General features: G+C 36.4%; 20 protein-coding genes and 1 other annotated feature. Of the genes, 4 read left to right on the top strand and 16 right to left on the bottom strand.

The annotated features are described in order from the left end of the window. Window positions 1-50 precede the first annotated feature (50 nt). From MHB55_RS10940 to MHB55_RS10975, 8 genes are all read right to left on the bottom strand, one after another. On the bottom strand, window positions 51-620 hold the full coding sequence (locus MHB55_RS10940; RefSeq protein ID WP_151109649.1) for a 5' nucleotidase, NT5C type: 570 nt from the start codon (window positions 618-620) through the stop codon (window positions 51-53). A gap of 17 nt (window positions 621-637) precedes the next feature. Next, window positions 638-1720 (bottom strand): FAD-dependent monooxygenase, encoded by a 1083-nt coding sequence (locus MHB55_RS10945; RefSeq protein ID WP_151109647.1) that lies wholly within the window; start codon window positions 1718-1720, stop codon window positions 638-640. After that, window positions 1717-2826: a bifunctional diaminohydroxyphosphoribosylaminopyrimidine deaminase/5-amino-6-(5-phosphoribosylamino)uracil reductase RibD gene (ribD, locus tag MHB55_RS10950; protein ID WP_340863225.1), complete on the bottom strand. Its 1110-nt coding sequence runs from the start codon at window positions 2824-2826 to the stop codon at window positions 1717-1719. The genes MHB55_RS10945 and ribD overlap by 4 nt, the downstream gene beginning before the upstream one ends. A 12-nt stretch (window positions 2827-2838) precedes the next feature. Beyond that, the gene (locus tag MHB55_RS10955) at window positions 2839-3567 is read right to left on the bottom strand and encodes a GTP cyclohydrolase II (protein WP_445678249.1); all 729 of its coding nucleotides are present in this window, start codon (window positions 3565-3567) and stop codon (window positions 2839-2841) included. A gap of 498 nt (window positions 3568-4065) precedes the next feature. Continuing rightward, window positions 4066-4788 carry an HAD-IIB family hydrolase gene (locus MHB55_RS10960; RefSeq protein WP_340863227.1) on the bottom strand — a complete coding sequence of 241 codons (723 nt, stop codon included), beginning with the start codon at window positions 4786-4788 and terminating at the stop codon, window positions 4066-4068. Then, a complete protein-coding gene (locus MHB55_RS10965) occupies window positions 4751-5974 on the bottom strand; it encodes a glycosyltransferase (RefSeq protein WP_340863228.1) in 1224 nt (407 codons plus the stop codon). Before MHB55_RS10965 ends, MHB55_RS10960 begins: the two co-directional genes overlap by 38 nt. Before the next feature lie 251 nt (window positions 5975-6225). After that, window positions 6226-7035 (bottom strand): YitT family protein, encoded by an 810-nt coding sequence (locus MHB55_RS10970; protein ID WP_144536173.1) that lies wholly within the window; start codon window positions 7033-7035, stop codon window positions 6226-6228. A 182-nt stretch (window positions 7036-7217) separates the two neighbouring features. After that, window positions 7218-7622 carry a VOC family protein gene (locus tag MHB55_RS10975; RefSeq protein ID WP_340863229.1) on the bottom strand — a complete coding sequence of 135 codons (405 nt, stop codon included), beginning with the start codon at window positions 7620-7622 and terminating at the stop codon, window positions 7218-7220. A 240-nt stretch (window positions 7623-7862) separates the two neighbouring features. Here MHB55_RS10975 and MHB55_RS10980 point away from each other — a divergent pair, with 240 nt between their 5' ends. Beyond that, window positions 7863-8558: a Type 1 glutamine amidotransferase-like domain-containing protein gene (locus MHB55_RS10980; protein ID WP_340863230.1), complete on the top strand. Its 696-nt coding sequence runs from the start codon at window positions 7863-7865 to the stop codon at window positions 8556-8558. 188 nt (window positions 8559-8746) lie between these two features. After that, the gene (locus tag MHB55_RS10985) at window positions 8747-8911 is read left to right on the top strand and encodes an aspartyl-phosphate phosphatase Spo0E family protein (protein WP_144536167.1); all 165 of its coding nucleotides are present in this window, start codon (window positions 8747-8749) and stop codon (window positions 8909-8911) included. Between the two features lie 88 nt (window positions 8912-8999). On the opposite strand, the gene MHB55_RS10990 is transcribed toward MHB55_RS10985, so the two are convergent. Both MHB55_RS10990 and MHB55_RS10995 read right to left on the bottom strand, forming a co-directional pair. After that, on the bottom strand, window positions 9000-9752 hold the full coding sequence (locus MHB55_RS10990; RefSeq protein ID WP_340863231.1) for an SDR family NAD(P)-dependent oxidoreductase: 753 nt from the start codon (window positions 9750-9752) through the stop codon (window positions 9000-9002). Beyond that, entirely contained in the window at window positions 9739-10683 is a 945-nt protein-coding gene (locus tag MHB55_RS10995) for an MBL fold metallo-hydrolase (RefSeq protein ID WP_340863232.1), read from the bottom strand. Before MHB55_RS10995 ends, MHB55_RS10990 begins: the two co-directional genes overlap by 14 nt. A 119-nt stretch (window positions 10684-10802) precedes the next feature. Then, window positions 10803-11013 (top strand) — a binding site (T-box leader). 54 nt (window positions 11014-11067) lie between these two features. Between MHB55_RS10995 and MHB55_RS11000 the strand changes: the two genes are divergently transcribed. Beyond that, window positions 11068-11976 carry a Nif3-like dinuclear metal center hexameric protein gene (locus tag MHB55_RS11000; protein ID WP_144536162.1) on the top strand — a complete coding sequence of 303 codons (909 nt, stop codon included), beginning with the start codon at window positions 11068-11070 and terminating at the stop codon, window positions 11974-11976. A 23-nt stretch (window positions 11977-11999) separates the two neighbouring features. Further along, a complete protein-coding gene (proC, locus tag MHB55_RS11005) occupies window positions 12000-12812 on the top strand; it encodes a pyrroline-5-carboxylate reductase (RefSeq protein WP_144536160.1) in 813 nt (270 codons plus the stop codon). A gap of 144 nt (window positions 12813-12956) precedes the next feature. Here proC and rnz read toward each other — a convergent pair whose 3' ends face one another. From rnz to MHB55_RS11035, 6 genes are all read right to left on the bottom strand, one after another. Beyond that, on the bottom strand, window positions 12957-13895 hold the full coding sequence (gene rnz / locus MHB55_RS11010; RefSeq protein ID WP_144536158.1) for a ribonuclease Z: 939 nt from the start codon (window positions 13893-13895) through the stop codon (window positions 12957-12959). Between the two features lie 221 nt (window positions 13896-14116). Next, window positions 14117-14977, bottom strand: a complete 861-nt coding sequence (locus tag MHB55_RS11015) for a YitT family protein (protein WP_144536156.1) — start codon at window positions 14975-14977, stop codon at window positions 14117-14119. A gap of 58 nt (window positions 14978-15035) precedes the next feature. Continuing rightward, window positions 15036-16283: a DNA polymerase IV gene (locus MHB55_RS11020; RefSeq protein WP_340863233.1), complete on the bottom strand. Its 1248-nt coding sequence runs from the start codon at window positions 16281-16283 to the stop codon at window positions 15036-15038. Window positions 16284-16405: 122 nt separating this feature from the next. After that, window positions 16406-16900, bottom strand: a complete 495-nt coding sequence (locus MHB55_RS11025) for a chemotaxis protein CheW (RefSeq protein WP_144536152.1) — start codon at window positions 16898-16900, stop codon at window positions 16406-16408. 20 nt (window positions 16901-16920) lie between these two features. Next, window positions 16921-18033: a M20/M25/M40 family metallo-hydrolase gene (locus tag MHB55_RS11030; RefSeq protein WP_340863234.1), complete on the bottom strand. Its 1113-nt coding sequence runs from the start codon at window positions 18031-18033 to the stop codon at window positions 16921-16923. A gap of 16 nt (window positions 18034-18049) precedes the next feature. Further along, entirely contained in the window at window positions 18050-19597 is a 1548-nt protein-coding gene (locus MHB55_RS11035; protein ID WP_151109622.1) for an acyl-CoA carboxylase subunit beta, read from the bottom strand. Window position 19598: the final 1 nt, after the last annotated feature.

A 19598-nucleotide genomic window follows, 5' to 3' on the forward strand; every position in this document is an offset into this window, starting at 1 on the left:
AACAAAAAAAGCACTGTTAGAACAGTGCTTTTGAAATTAAAACCGACCGATTATTTATTATTACTGAGAATGTTATCTAATTCAATCCATTGTTTCATCCTTGGCATCTCTACTGACTGATTATAAGATTGATCCATTATGAAAACTTTTGTCTGCACATCTTTTAGCGTTTCTAAAACAGCTGGCTTGTCATCAAAATAGTAATCTAGCTCTAATTTCATGATGGTTGCTATTTTTTCATCGTCTAGCATTCCACAATAGAAGTGTTCATCCTTCACTGGAAAGCCTTGCGCTTTCATCCACTCACGAGTCTGAGCACAATATTTTTTGGGGCGAGAGGTAATATAGTAAATTTCATGACCATCATTGTCTAAGGAATTTAGAGTTTCTAAAGCCCCCTCAAAAGATGGACAATCCGTAAAATAAATTTCCTCCATACACTCTCTCCACATAGCATTTCCATCTTCTTTATTTAGTCCAAATGCTTCATGGATCTCCACCGTCTGTAATGCACGGAAAACATCTAAATCCACACTTTGGTTGAGTTTCTTATTATACAAATGAAAAGCGTGCTCTCTTAAATTAATTAAAGTATCATCAATATCAAAACCAAATTTCATTTTTTGTTCTCCTACTCTTATAACATGATTGTAAATTGGGAAGCAAAGGACTGCTCCTTCTCAATTTGAGATGCTTGAATTTTTTCAATTTCTCTTTTTCTTTGAGTCGAGCAATCAAACGAATCCAATAAAGTTACGTAGTCTTTGTCTATTAACGTAGCTAAATAATCAGCATCCTTTAAAGCACTATTTAGACCAAATGCCCCAGTCGGTGTCATTGTATGTATAGCATCGCCTATCAATACTAAACCAGATGAGCCCCAGTTTTCACTTGTTGTGCTATACACATCTAATAGCACAAAATCCTTCCACGATTGAATATGCTTATGCACAGTTTCATTTAGGTCAGGAAAAGCTTCCACTAACTGTTGGATAAATGCTGTAAAGGGCTCCTTACGTAAGGTTGAAAATGAACCTTCTTCAATATTCCAGCCGACTTGTATAAAATCATTCGTTTGAGTAAATAACGATAATTGCTTATTATTGATTAACGCCATTTTGATCGATGGTTCCCATCCTTCTGGTGATGGGATTCTTGCCCATAGTAAATCATAACCGTGTTTTCGTTTATTTACCTCAATTTCTGCTTTTTTACGTACTGTTGAATTACGACCATCAGCTCCAATAATGAGCTGGCAATCTATCGTAATTTCTTGTCCATTTTGTATAGCTAAGACACCGCAATAGTTTCCAGCATCATCCTTTAGTAAATCGGCTACTCTAGTATTCATCATACATGTTAGATTTGGAAAATGAGTCCCAGATTTTATGAGGACTGATAAAAGGTTAGCTTGTGGTACATGAATGCCGAGATGACCAATCTCTGGTTGTGGTAAAATTGTTTTAAAAGGCTTACCATCCTGCCAGTACTCTAATTTTTCCATTCGTAGTAAGCCCAACTGTTCTATTTCTTCAAAAAGGCCGTATTTTTTTAGAATTGCTTCTCCCTCTTCATTAAGATGTTCTCCTCTAAAAGCTTTTCCTACTTCTTTATCTCTTTCTATAAGAGCTACATTAATATTTTTTCTAGCTAATAAGAAAGCAAGGAGAGATCCACCTGGACCAGCTCCAACAATACAAATATCGACTTTTAGATTCACTTTTCATCACCTTGCTTAGGATATGCAATTATTCGAAGGTCCTCTCCAAGCTTTTGGAACTCATCGAAATACAAATGCTTTGCAGCTATCATGGTATCCGGATTAGGACCTGTATAAGGTGTAATGGAATCTTTTCCTCCCAATACTTTTGGAGATATATAAATATAATATTTATCAATCAAACCTGCGTTTAAAAAGGAGGCATTTACTGCTCCTCCTCCTTCAACAAGGATATCGGTTATACCTAATCGATAAAGTTCTCGAAGTGCAGCATATAAATCTAACCCATTTGTTTCTTTGGATACAAATATCAGCTTGACTCCCTTTGCTTCAAATGGCTTAGCTCTCTCCATATCTACTTCGTCACTTGTTACAATAATAGTTTTAGCGGTTACTGTTTGAAGAACCTGGGAATCGATAGGTGTTCTTAAATTAGTATCCAAGATAATTCTAGTAGGATTTTTCCCTTGTGTCTCAGGAAGTCTTGTTGTCAACGCTGGGTTGTCAGCAATAACTGTGCCTACACCTACTAAAATGCCGTCTATTTCATTTCGGAGATGATGAACTTCTTTCCTTGCACTTTCACTTGTAATCCATTTTGAATGTCCGTTATGGGTTGCAATCTTACCATCTAATGTCATCGCAAACTTAGAGATGACAAACGGCAATCCAGTAGTCATATTGTGTATAAAGCGTTCATTTAGTTTTTTTGCCTCTTCTTCCAGAACTCCAACTTCCACTTCAATGCCAGCATTACGTAGTAATTGTATCCCCCTACCGGCAACCTCCGGATTAGGATCCGTAGTCGCAACAACTACCCGTGCTACTTTGGAATCCTTTACCAAATTTGCACAAGGAGGAGTTTTTCCATAATGAGAGCAAGGCTCAAGCGTCACGTATAAAGTTGCTCCTTCCGCATGGCTTCCTGCCATTTTAAAAGCATGGACTTCCGCATGGGGCTCTCCTGCTTTACGGTGAATTCCACTTCCTACGATAACACCATCCTTAACAATTACTGCCCCTACTATTGGGTTAGGATTCGTTTTCCCTTTAGCACTAGCAGACATTTCAAGTGCTAATTTCATAAAATAATGATCTTTTTCCATACTATACTCACCTCATACAGTCAAACTAGGGTTTTCTTCTAAAATAATATGACCAGACTTTTCTACTTTCGTTTTCAAATAGAACTCATTCGTTTCAGTTAGACCACCCCAAAGAGGAACATGATGATCTGCAAGCAAACCATGTCCCTTTAAAGCAGCAAGCTTTCTTGGATTGTTTGTTATTAAAGTTACAGGCTTTTGTCTTAAAGACTCCAATACACGGATTGCATCTTCATAAGATCGTGTGTCATCCTCAAAGCCAAGCGCATGATTTGCTTCTACTGTGTCATATCCTTCTTCTTGTAAAAGGTAAGCAAGAGACTTAGAAAACAAACCTATTCCTCTACCTTCATGATCTGCTAAATAAAAGATGGCCCCACAGCCGTGGTTTGCCACCATCTTCATCGACTCATGAAGCTGATAGCCACAGTCACATCTTTGACTACCAAAAATGTCACCAGTATGACAAATGCTATGCATACGAATTAAAGCATCTTCTTCATTAGAAAAATCACCATAAACTAGCACCGATGATTGCTGTCCAAAAGCCAAGTTAGATGTGGAAATGGATTTTACAACGTCTTCCTTTGATAAATTTTTATCAACTTTCACCCAAGAGTACCAATTAAAAGTCGTTTCGAAATCATCTTGTTTTATAGGCAAACTTACCGGACCTACTAGGCAAAGATCGAATGCCTCATTTGTAGTTATTATGTTTATTTTATTTTGCAAAATTTGCATGGTTTCTTTTTTTATATTCATTCTCATTCTCACCTATCATTCTAATTCAATCGAATTTTATGTCTATTATATTCTGATTGTACAAATTCACTTACATAACGTAACCTAGTATAAAATTACAAGTATGAAATGTCAAATTATCTATTCTTCCCTTATTGGTTCGCCATTTAATTTTTCTCTTTCAACTTATTATTTTAACACACCCCATACTATATTCTTCTTCTCTTATACTTATAAATAATATATCCATAATTGTTTGTTAAGAAAAAAATCATGAAGAGATGCTTTTCGTGAGTTGAGCGACAAACTTTCACACTCAGCACTCGTCTCACACGAAAATCCTTAACTGCTGTACACTGATTGCTTATGACCCCACCATCCGTAGTGATGATCACAGTCAAAAACGTTTATGTTCACTTGTAAGTTGTTTCATGTGAAATTTACATAATTTGCAAAATAAAAAACTGTTCAATAAAAAATTGAACAGTCTCCAAAAAATTATTTACTATAAAAATGTAACCATGCCTCGTAAATACCACCCGCACAATTTTGGGTTGCCCGAAACAATTTCGGATGGTCTTTAATTGCCAAAAGCTCTGGTTGAGCATTTGCAACAATTACGGATGGATATCCTAGACTAAGCATTTCCTCATCATTACCAGAATCACCAGCAATAAGAATCGACGCATTTGTATCTACATATTTTTCAATCACGTATGTCAAAGCAGATCCTTTTCCACTACTTTCAGGTAGAATGTCAATGTCTCTACCTGAACTAAAGATAAACTTATGAGGAATCTTTGAAAGCACTAACTCTTGCTTTAGCTTTTCCACGCTGTCATTATCTTCTTTTACTGTATAGGAAATTCTACATTCATTGGGTAGTTTTTGAGGAAATATTGTTGGGTATTTAGAAACAATATTTTTAATAGCTTCTGGATCCCAATTAGATTTCATTTTATGTTCCCATTCTAAATCAACTTTAAGGTCTGTGCCTACATATATACCTGTTCCCACATCCGAGATTAAAATGCTTGGCATTGGAATTTTTGCTTCTCTAATTAAATCTAAAGCGGAACCTTTATGTCTACCTGTGACATAAACCAAGGAAACCTTCTCATCAAGGCTTTCATAATATTTAAGTAATACTCTTAAATCCTCTTCACTACCGACCAGCGTACCATCAAGATCGGTGGCTAGCATTTGCGTAATCATTTGCATGTAACAAATCCTCATATGTTTTATCTATTTCTTTAGCAATGCTTGACCAGTTAAATATACGACTTGCACGTTCTGCAGCTTCTTTACCTAGTCTTTTTGCTAAAAGATTGTCTTTTAATATATTCTTCATTGCTTTAGCAAGTTGTGTAGAATCTTTTGGAGGTACTTGTAAACCTGTTTTACCGTGAGAAACAACATCTTTTAAGCCACCTACTCCTGAGGCAATAACTGGAGTCCCGCATGCCTGTGCTTCTGCAGCTACCATACCAAATGATTCGTAATAGGAAGGAACAATCACAGAAGTAGCCTTAGAGAACAGCTCACTTAAGTTATGTTGAGATTGAGGACCTATAAATTCTATATATTCTTCAATTCCTTTTACTTTTTCTCTTAAACTTGGATCAGTTGGCAATAGTGTAATGGGATCTATTTCTTCTTTATCTCCACCTGCTAAAACGAGTTTAGCCTCTAATTCTGGACTTTCCTTTTTCATTTTATGAAATGCTTCTAATAGTGTACTAATTCCTTTAGTCTTTTCCAATCGTCCTGCATATACAAATAAGGGCTTCATTCCTGCTTTTCGTTTAGAATGTGACTGGAACTCTTTTGCAACTCCAATCGAAATTACCTCAACTTCGGGATTGTTGTCTGCAAAATCTAAAATTATTTGTTTTTCAACTTCAGTTGTTGCAATAACCTTGTCAGCAGAGTTTAATATATGCTTTTCTGCTTCTAGACGAATAGGCTCCTCAACTCCTGTTGCCTGTTTCTTGGCTATGCCGAGGGAATGTGATGTATGCACAAGCGGAATACCGAATTCTTCCTTTAAAGCAAGTCCCAATAGACCAGACATCCAATAGTGTGAATGAATAACATCATATTTTTGCACAGATATTGTTTTTTTTATTTCCTCATAGAATGTTGGCAGAAGATCGTATATTTTAGTTTTAGGAATATAACCCTTATGCCCTGCAGCAAATCTTATTACTCTTGACCTACTTCCTAATTTTTCGATCCTTGGAGTATCTGGATTACTCCAGTGTGTAACTACATCAACTGCAATTCCTCTCCGTCCGAGTTCAAGAGCAAGCTCTTTAACGTAGTTATTTTGTCCACCCGCCTGCTTACCACCTAATGTTTCTAGAGGGTCACCATGTTCGGAGATAAATAAAATTCTTTTCCACATAAACAGCATCTCCTATCTATCTTTTTCTTAACTAACGCTATTTATATTAATACCCTTACTTTCAGACTATTAAACTATTCTTATAAAGTTTTATGTCTTTTAATGCAATATTAAGATAATTAGAGACATTCAAAGCATGTCTTGGTTTTACAAGTATCAACTTTCTAAAACCTTAAGAAGATATAGAATATGGGTTTATAATTGACAAAATAAAAACGCTCAAAGATTAAATCTTGAGCATTTTAAAAAAACTAATTTTTGTTGAATGCACCCATTACTTCAATAGTTTCTGTAATATTTACGAATGCATTACTATCAACTTCTTTAATCATTTTTTTTACTTCTCCTAGTTCATATCTAGTGATAACTGTGAAGAGAACTTTTCTAGATTGTTTTGTGTAAGCCCCTTCTCCATCTAACACAGTTATACCTCGAACTAGATTTTGGAGTAATTTTTTTTGAACTTCTTCTCCCTTTTCTGTGATGATCATAAGTGTTATTTTTACATGCTTCGTATGAATCACATCTACAACTTTACCAAATACATACAAAACCAATAATGTATACATCGTTTGTTCCCAACCGATAAAATAGCCGGAAGCCAGTACAATTACACTATTCATAACGAGCATCATTGTTCCCAATGAAAAGTCTTTTTTCTTTGTTATTACAAGTCCAATAATATCTATACCACCAGTAGAACCATTAAATTTAATAATCATTCCCGTAGCAGCTCCGCCTATAACTGCACCAAACACAGAAGACAAAAGAATGTCCTCAGTCACTTGCACCACTGGAATATATTGCATAGCTAAACTGGTTAAAAAGACAGAGTACATACTATATGCAACAAACTTTTTCCCAATACTTACAAAGCCAAGGATAAAAACAGGTACATTAAGGATAAAGATGATCCATCCAATGTTCCAGTTTGTAAGAATACCAATAATCATACCAATACCTGAAAACCCACCTAATATCACTTCATGAGGTACTAAAAAAAGATTTAATGCAACAGCCATAAATAAAGATCCTAATGTTATTACAATAAAATTTTTCATTTCTTGCTCCTTAGTTTTTAATCGAACTTAACTATACAACAATTTTTATATAAAAACTTATATTTTATAAAAAATGTTGCAATTTCTTAAGGAGTCTTCATCAAAAGATGAAAAATTGTTGTCAAATGAAATCGTTTTTTAAATATTATAGCGAAAATAATATTTTTCCAATATATCTTCATTTAAATTCCCTGGCCATTCATCAGCACCACTCTCCAACCATCTGGATCTTCTATCGTAATGCCTTTTTCTTCCCAATAAGGATTTTCTGGTGGCACTGAATTATAGCCCATTTTAAATAACTTATAGCATATATCATCAATTATTGTTTTATGAGGTATATAGAAGACAAGCAAATTGTCCTTTGTGGGTGCAGGACAAGGAGAGCCATCTACATGGGTTGTAAATTCCAAGTGATATGATTTGTCAGGTAAGCCAATCATCACACCATCATAACCATCGTGCCCCTTAAAGCTTCCTATAACCTTCAATCCTAGCCCTTCAGTATAAAACTTTATATTCTTTTCCAACTTATCTGTTGGTCTCGCGATTCTAATTTGCATCAAGCCATCTGTCCATTTTTCCATATATACCACTCCTTTTAGAAGAATATTAACATGAAGCAACTTATGATCTCTTCCCCCATAAGGTGGAACTTCCATTTAACTTAGCACTAAATTTTTCTATCTTTTATTGTAAGCTATCTATCCACGGTGATATGATGACACCATCTAATATTTTTCTTTAAGTAAAAGAAGATTTTACAACGGAATTGTGGAAATCTATCCCCTGCTTCATACTTAACCTTTGAAAAGGACTGATGTAAAATGAGACAAATTATCGCAATGGGTGGTGGTGGCTTCTCTATGGAACCTGAAAATCCACTTCTTGACCAATACATATTAAAACAAGTTAAAAAGGAACAACCTAAAGTTTGTTTTATCCCAACTGCTAGTGGAGATCAGGATAACTACGTCAATAGATTTTATCATTCTTTTGAAAATTTAAACTGTAATGCCTCCCATCTCAGCTTATTTGAACCAAACTTCAATAATTTAGAGGAGTATGTGATGACACAGGATATACTCTATGTAGGCGGTGGAAATACAAGGAATATGCTCGTCCTTTGGAAGGAATGGGGTTTAGATTTAATACTTCGTAAAGCATATGATAACGGAATTATTCTAGCTGGTCTTAGTGCAGGTTCTATTTGTTGGTTTGAGGAAGGGTTAACCGATCCCTTAAACGCCCCCTTATATAAGCTAAACTGCCTCGGCTTTTTAAAAGGAAGCAATTGTCCACATTATGATGGAGAGGGTAAAAGAAAACCTGCTTATCACGAATTGATAGCTACGGGTGTTATGAAATCAGGATATGCTGTAGAAGATGGCGTTGCTTTACATTTTATAGATGAAGTTTTAAAAGGGGCTGTGAGTTCTCAATTGAATGGCCATGCTTACAAAGTAGAAAAAGAAGATACTGAAGTTAATGAAAAAAATATATTGGTTACATATCTAGGCTAACTTGTTTATAGAGCAATTAATATGTGCTTTCTTTCTTAGTTTTCAAGAAAAAAATAAAAAAATATTTTGATTTCCTCCGTGATTTGACAAATTTTTCATTTCTCTTGATTTATAATGAACAAGTTCCATCGTTATTTCAAGAAAACTATTCTTTCGAATGTAGCAAATCTATCAAATGGAGGATATGTATGAAAAGGGAGTTGCGTCAAAAATCCTTATTGATTTTGATAAGTATTAAAAGAAAAGACATGTATAAAAAAGCGAAAAACCTTGGTTTTACTCACCCAATTGTTGTCGCTTGCAGCCAAGAGCTAGATCAATTACTTAACAAATATCAAGATAAAGTGTCTTAAATGAATAGCATGAGAAATAAGACCGTTCTATTCTTCTAGAGGAATTAATCGGTCTTATTTTTTAGGTGGAACTAAATTTAAACTTAACTTATTTCTTTGTAAAAAATCTTTTACCTAGCGTTTCCACTGTTTTAGGAAAAACAGCATACAGCTTACTTGTTACGGTCATATATGAGGGAAGATCTACTTCTCTGACTGGTTTATAAATTGCTTTAATAATAGCATTGACCACTTTCTGTGGGGCTAGCAATTGCTTGCCCATCTTATCGCGATATCCGCCTGTTTGGTCTGCCCGCTCAAGAAAGGGAGTATCAATAGGACCTGGATTAATAGTTGTCACTTTAACGCCGTGCTCTCGAAGCTCCATGCGTGCTGCATTTGCAAATCCAATGATTGCATGCTTACTGGCAGCATAAACAGATGCCTTCGGTGTAGCCACTTTCCCGGCTTGCGAGGCAATAAAAATGATATGTCCAGATTTCTTTTCTTTCATCTTATTCGCAAAATATTTTGCAAGCATGATTGGCGCCTTCACATTTACATCAAGCATTTGCTCTACCTCAACATCCTGTAAGTCGGTCAAATAAGCGAAGGTACCAGTACCTGCATTCAAAATCACTGTGTCTGGAGTTTCTATGTCTTTAAATAGGTTTTCAATTGAATACTGACTTGTTAAATCGGCCACTGTTGTATGTATCCCTACCTTAGATAATTGCTCCAAAGCCTGTTTATTTCTACCAGTAGCCCATACATCATGTCCTTCCTTATGTAATTGTTGCGCTAACATAAATCCTATTCCACTAGTAGCACCGGTAATAAGAATCCTTTTAGGCTTGATCATACAATAAAATCCCCTCATCTGTTTGCTTTTCTAAAATAAGGCCTTCATCCAACAGATAGTCTATTTGACCAATTGTTTCTGAAAGTGTTAAACCAAGCTCTTTTTCATATACCTTTGGGAACAATTGCTGAGTAAGTTCGAAAATGGTCTTTTCCCCATTACTCATCATTTCTAATACTTTTAATGCTCTCTCACGCTGCTTAATTAGTCGAGAAGATATTAACTCTGATACATCATATACTTCATTGCCATGGCCACTAAAAACTTTATGAACTTCCAAAGCTTGAACTCTTTTTAAGGATTCATTGTATTGTAGCATCGATTTTGGACGAGGTGCATTTTTGTCTAATGGTGGCTCAATTAATGGGTTGGAAGAAATTTTATCAATAATTAGATCTCCCCCAATCAAAACACCAGTTTCTTCTTCCCATAAGGAAATATGGCTCTGCGCGTGCCCCAAAGTTTCTAATACCTGAAGCTTGGGATGGCCAGGTATCACATCTCCCTCGTTTAATATTGTATCTAAGGAACGATTGCCAATGTAATTCAAAGGCCTTCTCATTTTTTCAATCCACTTTAAGTAATGTTCAGGGACTCCTTCCTCCACTAAACATTTGTTATAGAACTCATCATGATAGGTTAGGAATGAATGATTTTTTTCTAGCCACACTTGGTTATATGCATGACCTAGTATTTGTGCATTTTTAAATGCATCAATGCAGCCAGAGTGATCGGGATGATGATGAGTAAGGATAACTTGCTCAATATCGCACAACTGATATCCGGCTTCGCATATACCATTTTCAAGTGCAGAAAGAGCCTGTTCGGTTTTTGGACCTGCATCAACTAGAGTCAATATATCTCCTTTTATAAGGTACGCATTTACGTCTCCCACAGCAAATGGTGTAGGTATAATTATTTTATGTATCATTGTATTGCTCCCCTTTATCTGAATGACTATTCATTTATTTTACAGGTAAATGAGACTGGAGTCACTAAATTAGGTTGACTTATTTTGAAAAGACCCCTATAATTTCATTAATTCAGATAATTCAAGCTATGAAGAAGACTAGTACATATATGAAGGAGTTTAGAGAGTGAAATGCTTGCTGAAAATTTCACCTCCCTCTCTTATATCGAACCTACTTCTGAGCTACTATGAAAACATAGTCGTGACCTTCGCGATAAGAAGGTTTAAGTTGTGCTGTATTTACAGCAAATTTAGGTGGTACCGCGGAAATCCTACGTTTTCGTCCTTATTTCATATAGGGATGAGAGCGTTTTTTATTTTCTACAAATTTAAGGAGGTGATCAGATGGTAAAGCTGCAAAAAATAATAGATGCGCTTGATGAAGAGTTCCAGGTACAAAGCTATGGAACGGATCCTTCTTTTAGTAGATTTCTTCCACATTGCTATGATTCGATTGGATATGACTGGAAAAACAACTTCGAATATGATTTCACCCAACTATTTAACGGCTGTATGTTAAGTGGTTCAGAAGAGGTACAAACGATTTTTTTAGCAGTTTTCCCTACTGAAATTGTTTTGGAAAGATTTATTTCTGAAAGCCAAGAAGGTGACCTGTTATTTATGCACCACCCTTTACTCATGGAATGTGGCGACCCAAGAGGAAGTTGGGGAAGAGGCTTTCTACCAATAAAAGAGAAATATTTATCTCAAATAAAAGTTAAGAACCTTTCAGTTTATACATGTCACAATCCCCTAGATTGCCACACTACGTTGGGAACAAATAGTGCAATCGCCAAAGCATTAAACTGTGAAATACAAAATCCTGTCAATTGGAGTAACAAATATTTATCCCTTGGAAACATAGAAACAATAAGTACTGACAGCCTAATATCAAAATTAAAAACCCTTTTTGATATTCCCTACGTTGATTTTGAAGGGATTAATAAGGAGAAATTAAACAAAATAGCAATAGTGGCAGGATGTGGAGATGTTATTGATTGGATGCAGGAAGCTGAAAAAAATGGTGTGCAGGCTTATATAACCGGAGAGGTTCATTGCCATATCGACAATGAGTATGGCCATCGAAAATTTAAGAAAATGCAAGAATATATTGCCACTACATCAATGTCTTTAATAGGAGTTTCTCACGCGGCTTCTGAATATCTAGTCCATAAAACATTAGTAAAAGACTGGTTTGAGCAAAACTTCCATATTAAGACGATATTATTACCACAGGAAAAATGGTGGCTATAAATTTACTGAAGGAGGAGAATAGGATGACTAACATCGTTTTTATTGGGGCCGGCTCTATGGCTGAAGCTATTATTAAAGGTTTATTGGAAGAGGAGAAAGTTTCTCCAAGCTCCATTTGTGTAATGAACAAATCAGATGAAAAGCAGCTACACTATTTAAATGCTAAATATAAAATCGAAATTATGTGTACGAAGAAACTAGCATTGCAGAATGCTGATATCGTATTTCTTGCTATGAAGCCTAAGGATGCGATTCAGGCTTGCAAAGAAATCGCCTCATTTTTGAACAAGCAAGCAACTGTTGTATCTGTCATCGCTGGTGTTTCCATCAAAACAATTGAATCGTATCTTGGAGATAGACCAATTGCACGTGTTATGCCGAATACTTCTGCTTCTGTTGGTTTAAGCGCTTCTGCCCTATGTTGGAATGAGAAAATAAATAATGTAGCCAAAAAGGAAATTATTAATCTGTTAGAATCTATTGGAACTGTCAAGGTAGTCCAAGAGGTGGATATGCATGTGATTACGGCCCTTTCTGGAAGTGGGCCTGCTTATCTATATTATTTTGCCGAACAATTTGAAGCAGCAGCAGTTCAACATGGATTAAGCCAGGAAGATGCTCGTCACTTATTTATCCAAACAATGAAAGGTGCAGCATATATGCTCATGAAGGGCGAAGATGAGCCTGCTGAGCTTCGAAGAAAAGTAACGAGCCCAGGAGGAACTACAGAAGCAGGCATTGAACAACTAATGTTCCATAAGGTTGATGAAGCTATTTTTGCGTGCATTAGTGCTGCACAGCAAAAATCACGTACTCTTGGGGAACAATTTGAATGAACCGTCAGCTATTAGAATATATGTAATTGAAAACAACTAGTCAGCTCTCTGTCCATCACCGCTTTAACAGGAAATGGGCAAAGAGCTGAAAATAGACATTATACAGGTTTCAGTAGGCGTAAGTCTGCTGATCCTTCTTTAATTTTATATTCTTTCCAACTTGCCATTTATACAACTAAATTCATTAAAATCATCCGCTATATAAATAGGGAAATTATATTCTGAAACTTGTACTAATAGGTTTTTAATATCTTCTGGCATAAAGCGAGCGCTTATATGATTAATTATCAAATTCTTTGCCCCTGCCTTCTCACTAACATTTGCTGCATCAACGATCGTTGAATGACCATACTCTCTTGCAAGCCCCTCTGTTCCAGTATCAAAGGTACCCTCATGAATTAAAACATCTGACTCCTTCGCTAGGAGAATAGAATTTTCACAATATCTCGTGTCACCTAATACTACCAATTTAAATCCTTCTTTCGGCTCTCCCGTTACTTCGGAGCTTCTAACAACATTACCATTAGGCAATTCAACATCTTGACCAGATTTTAATAAGCGTAATAACGGTCCTCTAGGAACTCCTAATTCATCTGCTTTCTCAATTAGTAATTCAGGTGCCAGCTGCTTTTGAGTTACTCGATAACCAAAACAAGGAACAACATGCTCAAGAAGTCTAGCCTCTACTATGAATTGTTCATCTTCAAAGATAATCCCCTCTTCAATTTCAATGATTTTTAGAGGATATTTTAAATGTGTTTGAGACGTGATTAAAGTGACCTCTAGCCAATCTTTAATACCTTTTGGGCCGTATATAGTAAGAAGTTCGTCTCCACCTAAAAAGGAGCGCGATCCTAGTAGCCCAGGCAGACCGTATATATGATCTCCATGGAGATGAGTGATAAATATCTTTTCTATTTTTCGAGGCTTTACTGTTGTTCGAAGAATTTGATGTTGAGTTGCTTCTCCGCAATCAAACATCCAGTTTGAGCCTCTCTCTTCTAACAGCTTCAAAATCATTGAACTAGTATTACGTTGTTTAGAGGGCATACCTGCTCCCGTTCCTAAAAATAATATCTGCATATATTTCCAACTTTCATTATTTATATATTAACTATATATTATTTTACCATTTGACCCAATTGTAACAAAGTAGGATCCACTTGAGCTTTTCTCATCCTCTATAATTTAGTGAATCAGCAATCGTTCTATTTAACACGACATAAGATAATACTCTCTCTTAAGCCATTTAATTATATAAAAAAACCGTTAAACAAGTTTTGAACTCATTTAACGGTTTATTATTAGTGAATGTCACGCTTTTTGAAGCTTCCACCTCGAACCTCTGCTACATCTGTTATTACTACAAATGCACCTGGATCTTTTTCTTTGATAATCGTAATTAGTTTGTTTTCTTCCATTCGGGTAATTACACAAGTGACAATATCCATAGTCTCGTTAGTAAATCCTCCTCGGCCACTAGAATAGGTAACCCCTCGGCCAAGCCGATCTTGTATTGCTGCACCAATTTCTTCTGAATGTTTACTTACGACACGTACAGATTTTGATTTTTCTAAACCAACTTGAATTACATCAATAACGATTTTGGCAATATAATAAGTGGTTGCAGAGTAGAGGGCACTTTCAAGACCATATATAAAGCCAGCTCCAATGAAGATAAAAGCATTGATAAATAATATAATATCTCCTACAGAAAATGGAACCTTTCGAGATACTAAAACTGCCAAGACCTCGGCACCATCTAAAGCGCCACCGTTACGAAGTACAATACCAATCCCTACTCCAAGCATTACCCCTCCAGATAGTACAACTAGTAATGGATCATTTGCACTTAAAATCGGGTCGATATGATGCAACAAGACGGTTGATACAGAAAGTGCAGCTATACCAATAATACTTAGTAAAGCAAAGGTCTTTCCAACCTGCTTGTAGCCCAAATAAATAAAAGGAATATTTAATACAAATAGTAGTATTCCAAGAGGAATATCAAATAAATAATTTCCCATAATACTGACACCCGTTACTCCACCATCGATAACCGAGTTTGGGATTAATACTGCTTCTAGTGCATAGGCAGCGATTACTGCCCCTATAATTATCATTATTATACGACCTATAGTTTCCGGTGTTTTGTTTTTTTTCATTTACTTGTAAAACTCCCTTATAAACAAAGTTAATTACTTATATATATAAACTCTTAAGTTATTTTCTATTATCGTGATCATCTAAAAAATCTTTACTAAAGCTAGTTTTCGATTCTAAAGAAGGATTTTTTTTAATCTTCATCCCGCGTTTTATGATAGTCTTACCAAATTTATCTTGAAGTTGTTCGACGAGCCTCAAGATAGGTTCCTCTTTTGCGTGCTCTTCAAAGTTAAAGATAGACAATTGCTCCATCGATTCTCCCTTATCAAATACATTGTTAACAGTGACCCCTAATAATCGAATTGGTTCATCCTCCCAGCTAGATTCAAATAATTGAATAGAGAGTTGTGATATATCTTCTTCTTTAAAGAGCCGATTGATAACCGTTTTGCTTCTCGTTTTATTTTTCCAGTTGGCATCTCTAATATGTATAGTGATAGATCGACCAGCTAAATTTTTAGAATCTAACCGTGATGCTACTTTACTGGACAATTTTCTGAGAACTTTTCGAAGCTTATCTATATTTGTTTCATCATAAGGTAAGGTTGTGGAATTGCCTACGCTCTTTGTTTCGAAGATAGATTCTGGGTCTACCGCTCGATTGTCTATTCCATGTGAGCGATTGTGAAGTCTTGTTCCCGATTTTCCAAGTTTCGACTTTAGTAAGTCAGGATTAGCGTTTGCTATTTGTCCGATGGTTTTAATACCCAAGGATTCTAATTTATTGGATGTGCTTTCCCCAACTCCATGCATTTCAATTACGGGTAAGGGCCATAGCTTTTGTGGAACTTCCCTTTTTCTTAAAACAGTAATTCCCATTGGCTTTTTCATATTGGAGGCTGTCTTAGCTAAGAATTTGTTAGGGGCAATACCGATGGAGCATGGTAAATCTAGTTCCCGGATTATTCGTTGCTGAATAGACTTTGCAAATGCAACTGCATCTCCATCCATATCAACATCGGACACATCCATATAGCCTTCATCAATGGAGACAGGCTCTACCAATTGCGTATACGAGCGAAGAATATCAAACATTGCTTTCGAGGCTGCTCGATACCTTTCAAAATTAGGAGGTAATAGAATAAGCTCTGGACACTTCCTTTTAGCTTCCCATACAGACATAGTTGTATAAATTCCTTTAGCTCTAGCCTCATAAGAACAAGTAACTAAAATACCTCTTCGTTCTTTTGGGTTTCCAGCCACTGCTATCGCCTTTCCTTTTAAAGAAGGGTCATGGGCTTGTTCCACAGAAGCATAAAAGCTATTCATGTCTAGATGAAAGATAATTCTGTTCTGTTTAGTCAAGTCCTTTCACCTCTTACATAACTATATTTTCATCTCAAAAGACGAAGGGGAAAAAAGGTAGCTACTAGTTAGCTACCTTCCGACTGTTAAATCGATAGACAGGGCACCCCTTTTGTCTAAGACTACACGTTATTTACTTCTAAATTTTCTTCTTTTTTTGCATTTTCTAAGTAAGATTGTATATCTTTTATACCATCCAGTGAGCGAACTAAAATAGAAGGGTCCACAATTGTAATCATTCTGTTTTCTAAATTAGCAATATTTGTGAAGTATTTTGTCTTCGCATAATTCATTAAACCAAGCTGTTTTAAAGACTCGGCTGGGACATCTAAAATTTCCTTTGCCTCTTTAACGAGAATTCCCACAGACATATCCTCCGTATGCATAGTTACTACTCGGGCATTTTCATTCAAAAGACCACTCTGATTATAAAGAATTAGCTCAAAATCTATAATTGGAACGAGCTCGCCTCTTATTTTCATCAATCCAATCAAATATTTTGGTAAATGAGGAATTGGATTAACTTTTTCTAATTTTTCGATAGACACTACATGATCAATGGAAACAGCATATTCTTCGTTTCCCGATTGAAACACAACTACTTTTTGAGAAGACATGGATGAACCTCCTGAGCTCTTTATTCGGCAGCTATCTTCACGATTTCTACAAGTAAATCTGCTAGTTTTTCAAGCTCCAACACTGGCATTCTTTCGTTGGTAGTATGAATTTCCTCATAACCCACTGAAAGAATTACAGTTGGCACTCCAAACCCAGCAATTACGTTAGCATCGCTCCCACCACCGCTTGTTTTTATATCGGCTTTTCTACCTATATTTTCAACTGCTCGCTTCGCTACTTCAACAACCTGATGGTTATCCTCAAAACGGAAACCAGGATACATAAGTTGCGTTTCTGTAGTTGCTTTCCCACCGAATTGCTCTGCCTTTTCAGCAAATGTATTTACCATATGCTCAACTTGAGCGTCTAATTTTTCTCGATCAATGGAACGTGCCTCTGATAAAATATGAACAGTGTCGCATACAATATTTGTAGCTTGGCCACCTTCAAAGCGACCAATATTGGCGGTAGTTTCATGATCGATTCTTCCTAAATTCATTGCGGAAATCCCTTTTGCTGCTAGTGTAATTGCTGACACACCTTTTTCTGGTGCAACACCAGCATGTGCAGTTTTTCCAGTAATGGTTGTCCATAGTTTTGCTTGATAAGGAGCTGCAGTGACAATGCCTCCTACTTCTCCATCACTGTCTATGGCATATCCATATTTAGCAGTTAGCATAGAAGGATCCATTTCTTTCGCACCGACTAGTCCACTTTCTTCACCTGCAGTTATAACTACTTGAATCTCACCATGCTCAATAGACTGCTCTTTTAACCGACGTATTGCTTCAAATAAAGCTGCAATTCCAGCTTTATCATCAGCACCTAGAATCGTGGTACCATCAGAATAGATATAGCCGTCCTCTTTTAAAATTGGTTGTATGCCTTTACCTGGAACGACTGTATCCATATGTGTAGTGAAATAGATAGGGTCAGCAGTTACCTTATTTCCCTTCAAAGTAGCGATTAAATTACCTGCTCCATGCCCGGTTCTTTCAGCTGAATTATCCTCTATAACCGAAAATCCAAGCGACTCTAACTTATTTTTTAAAATTGGTGCAATTACTTGCTCATGCTTTGTTTCGGAATCTATTTTTACTAGTTCAAAAAATTCCTCTATTAAACGATTCATCTTATAAAAGACTCCTTTATAATGGGATATTCCCGTGTTTTTTCTTAGGTCTAGTTTCTTTTTTGTTTCGCATCATCTCAAGCCCTTGTATTAACTTTATACGAGTCTCACGAGGATCTATAACATCATCTACCATACCCATGGAAGCTGCTACATATGGATTTGCAAATTTTTCACGGTATTCCTCGATTTTTTCTGCTCGAACTTGTTCTGGGTTGTCGCTTGAGGCTATCTCACGGGCAAAAATAATGTTCGCAGCGCCTTGTGGACCCATAACCGCAATTTCTGCATTTGGCCAAGCAAAAACTAAATCTGCACCAATTGACTTTGAGTTAAGAGCTACGTACGCCCCACCATATGCTTTACGTAAGATGACAGTCATTTTGGGAACGGTTGCTTCTGAATATGCGAACAAAATTTTTGCTCCATGACGAATGATTCCTCCATGCTCTTGCTTAATGCCAGGGAAAAAGCCGGTAACATCCTCAAACGTTATTAAAGGAATATTAAAGGAATCACAGAATCTAATAAAACGAGCTGCCTTATCAGAAGAGTCGATATCAAGACCACCAGCCATAATCTTCGGTTGGTTACATATCAGTCCAACAACTTCACCTTTTATGCGAGCTAAACCAACAACTATATTTTTTGCAAACTCCTTATGTACCTCCATAAAGGTGTCTTTGTCAACCACCTGCTCAATTACTTTACGAATATCATAAGGACGTATTGCTTCAAAAGGTACTATATCAGCTAAATCAGGTCTATCATCGCTGCTTTCCTCTACCGCTACTAATGGCGGTTTTTCCTCAAAGCTTTGTGGTAGATAGCTTAGAAGTAGTCTTACACTCTCTAAAACCTCTTCTTCTGTTTTCCCACGGAAGTGTGCATTTCCACTTATTGTATTATGTACTTTTGAACCGCCTAGATCTTCAGAAGAAATCTTTTCCCCTGTAACTGTTTCAATTACCTTAGGTCCAGTTATAAACATCTGGCTAGTTTCATCTGTCATAAACACGAAGTCCGTAATTGCTGGAGAATATACAGCTCCTCCTGCGCAAGGCCCTAATATAACAGAAATTTGAGGGATAACTCCACTATAAATAGCATTACGATAAAATATTTGGCCATACCCATCTAAGGATACTACTCCTTCTTGAATCCTTGCACCTCCTGAGTCATTTAAGCCTATAAACGGAGCACCATTCTTAGCCGCTAAGTCCATAACGTTTGATATTTTAAGTGCGTGCATTTCTCCAAGTGCACCACCAAATACTGTGAAATCTTGTGAAAAAAGATAAACAGGTCTACCGTTTACCTTGCCGTAGCCCGTAACTACCCCGTCCCCTGGGCCCTCTTGCTTATCCATTCCAAAATCTACAGTTCGATGCTGTATAAAGGGATTAAGCTCTACGAAAGAACCTTCATCTAGCAAAAGGTCAATTCGTTCTCTAGCTGTCAACTTCCCTTTTTCATGTTGCTTTTCAATTCGATCGTCTCCGCCACCTAATTCAATTTTACGTTTACGATCATATAGATCATTTATTTTTTCATAGATATCCATC

It is taken from the genome of Psychrobacillus sp. FSL K6-1267, from assembly GCF_038003265.1.
Lineage (GTDB): Bacteria > Bacillota > Bacilli > Bacillales_A > Planococcaceae > Psychrobacillus > Psychrobacillus faecigallinarum.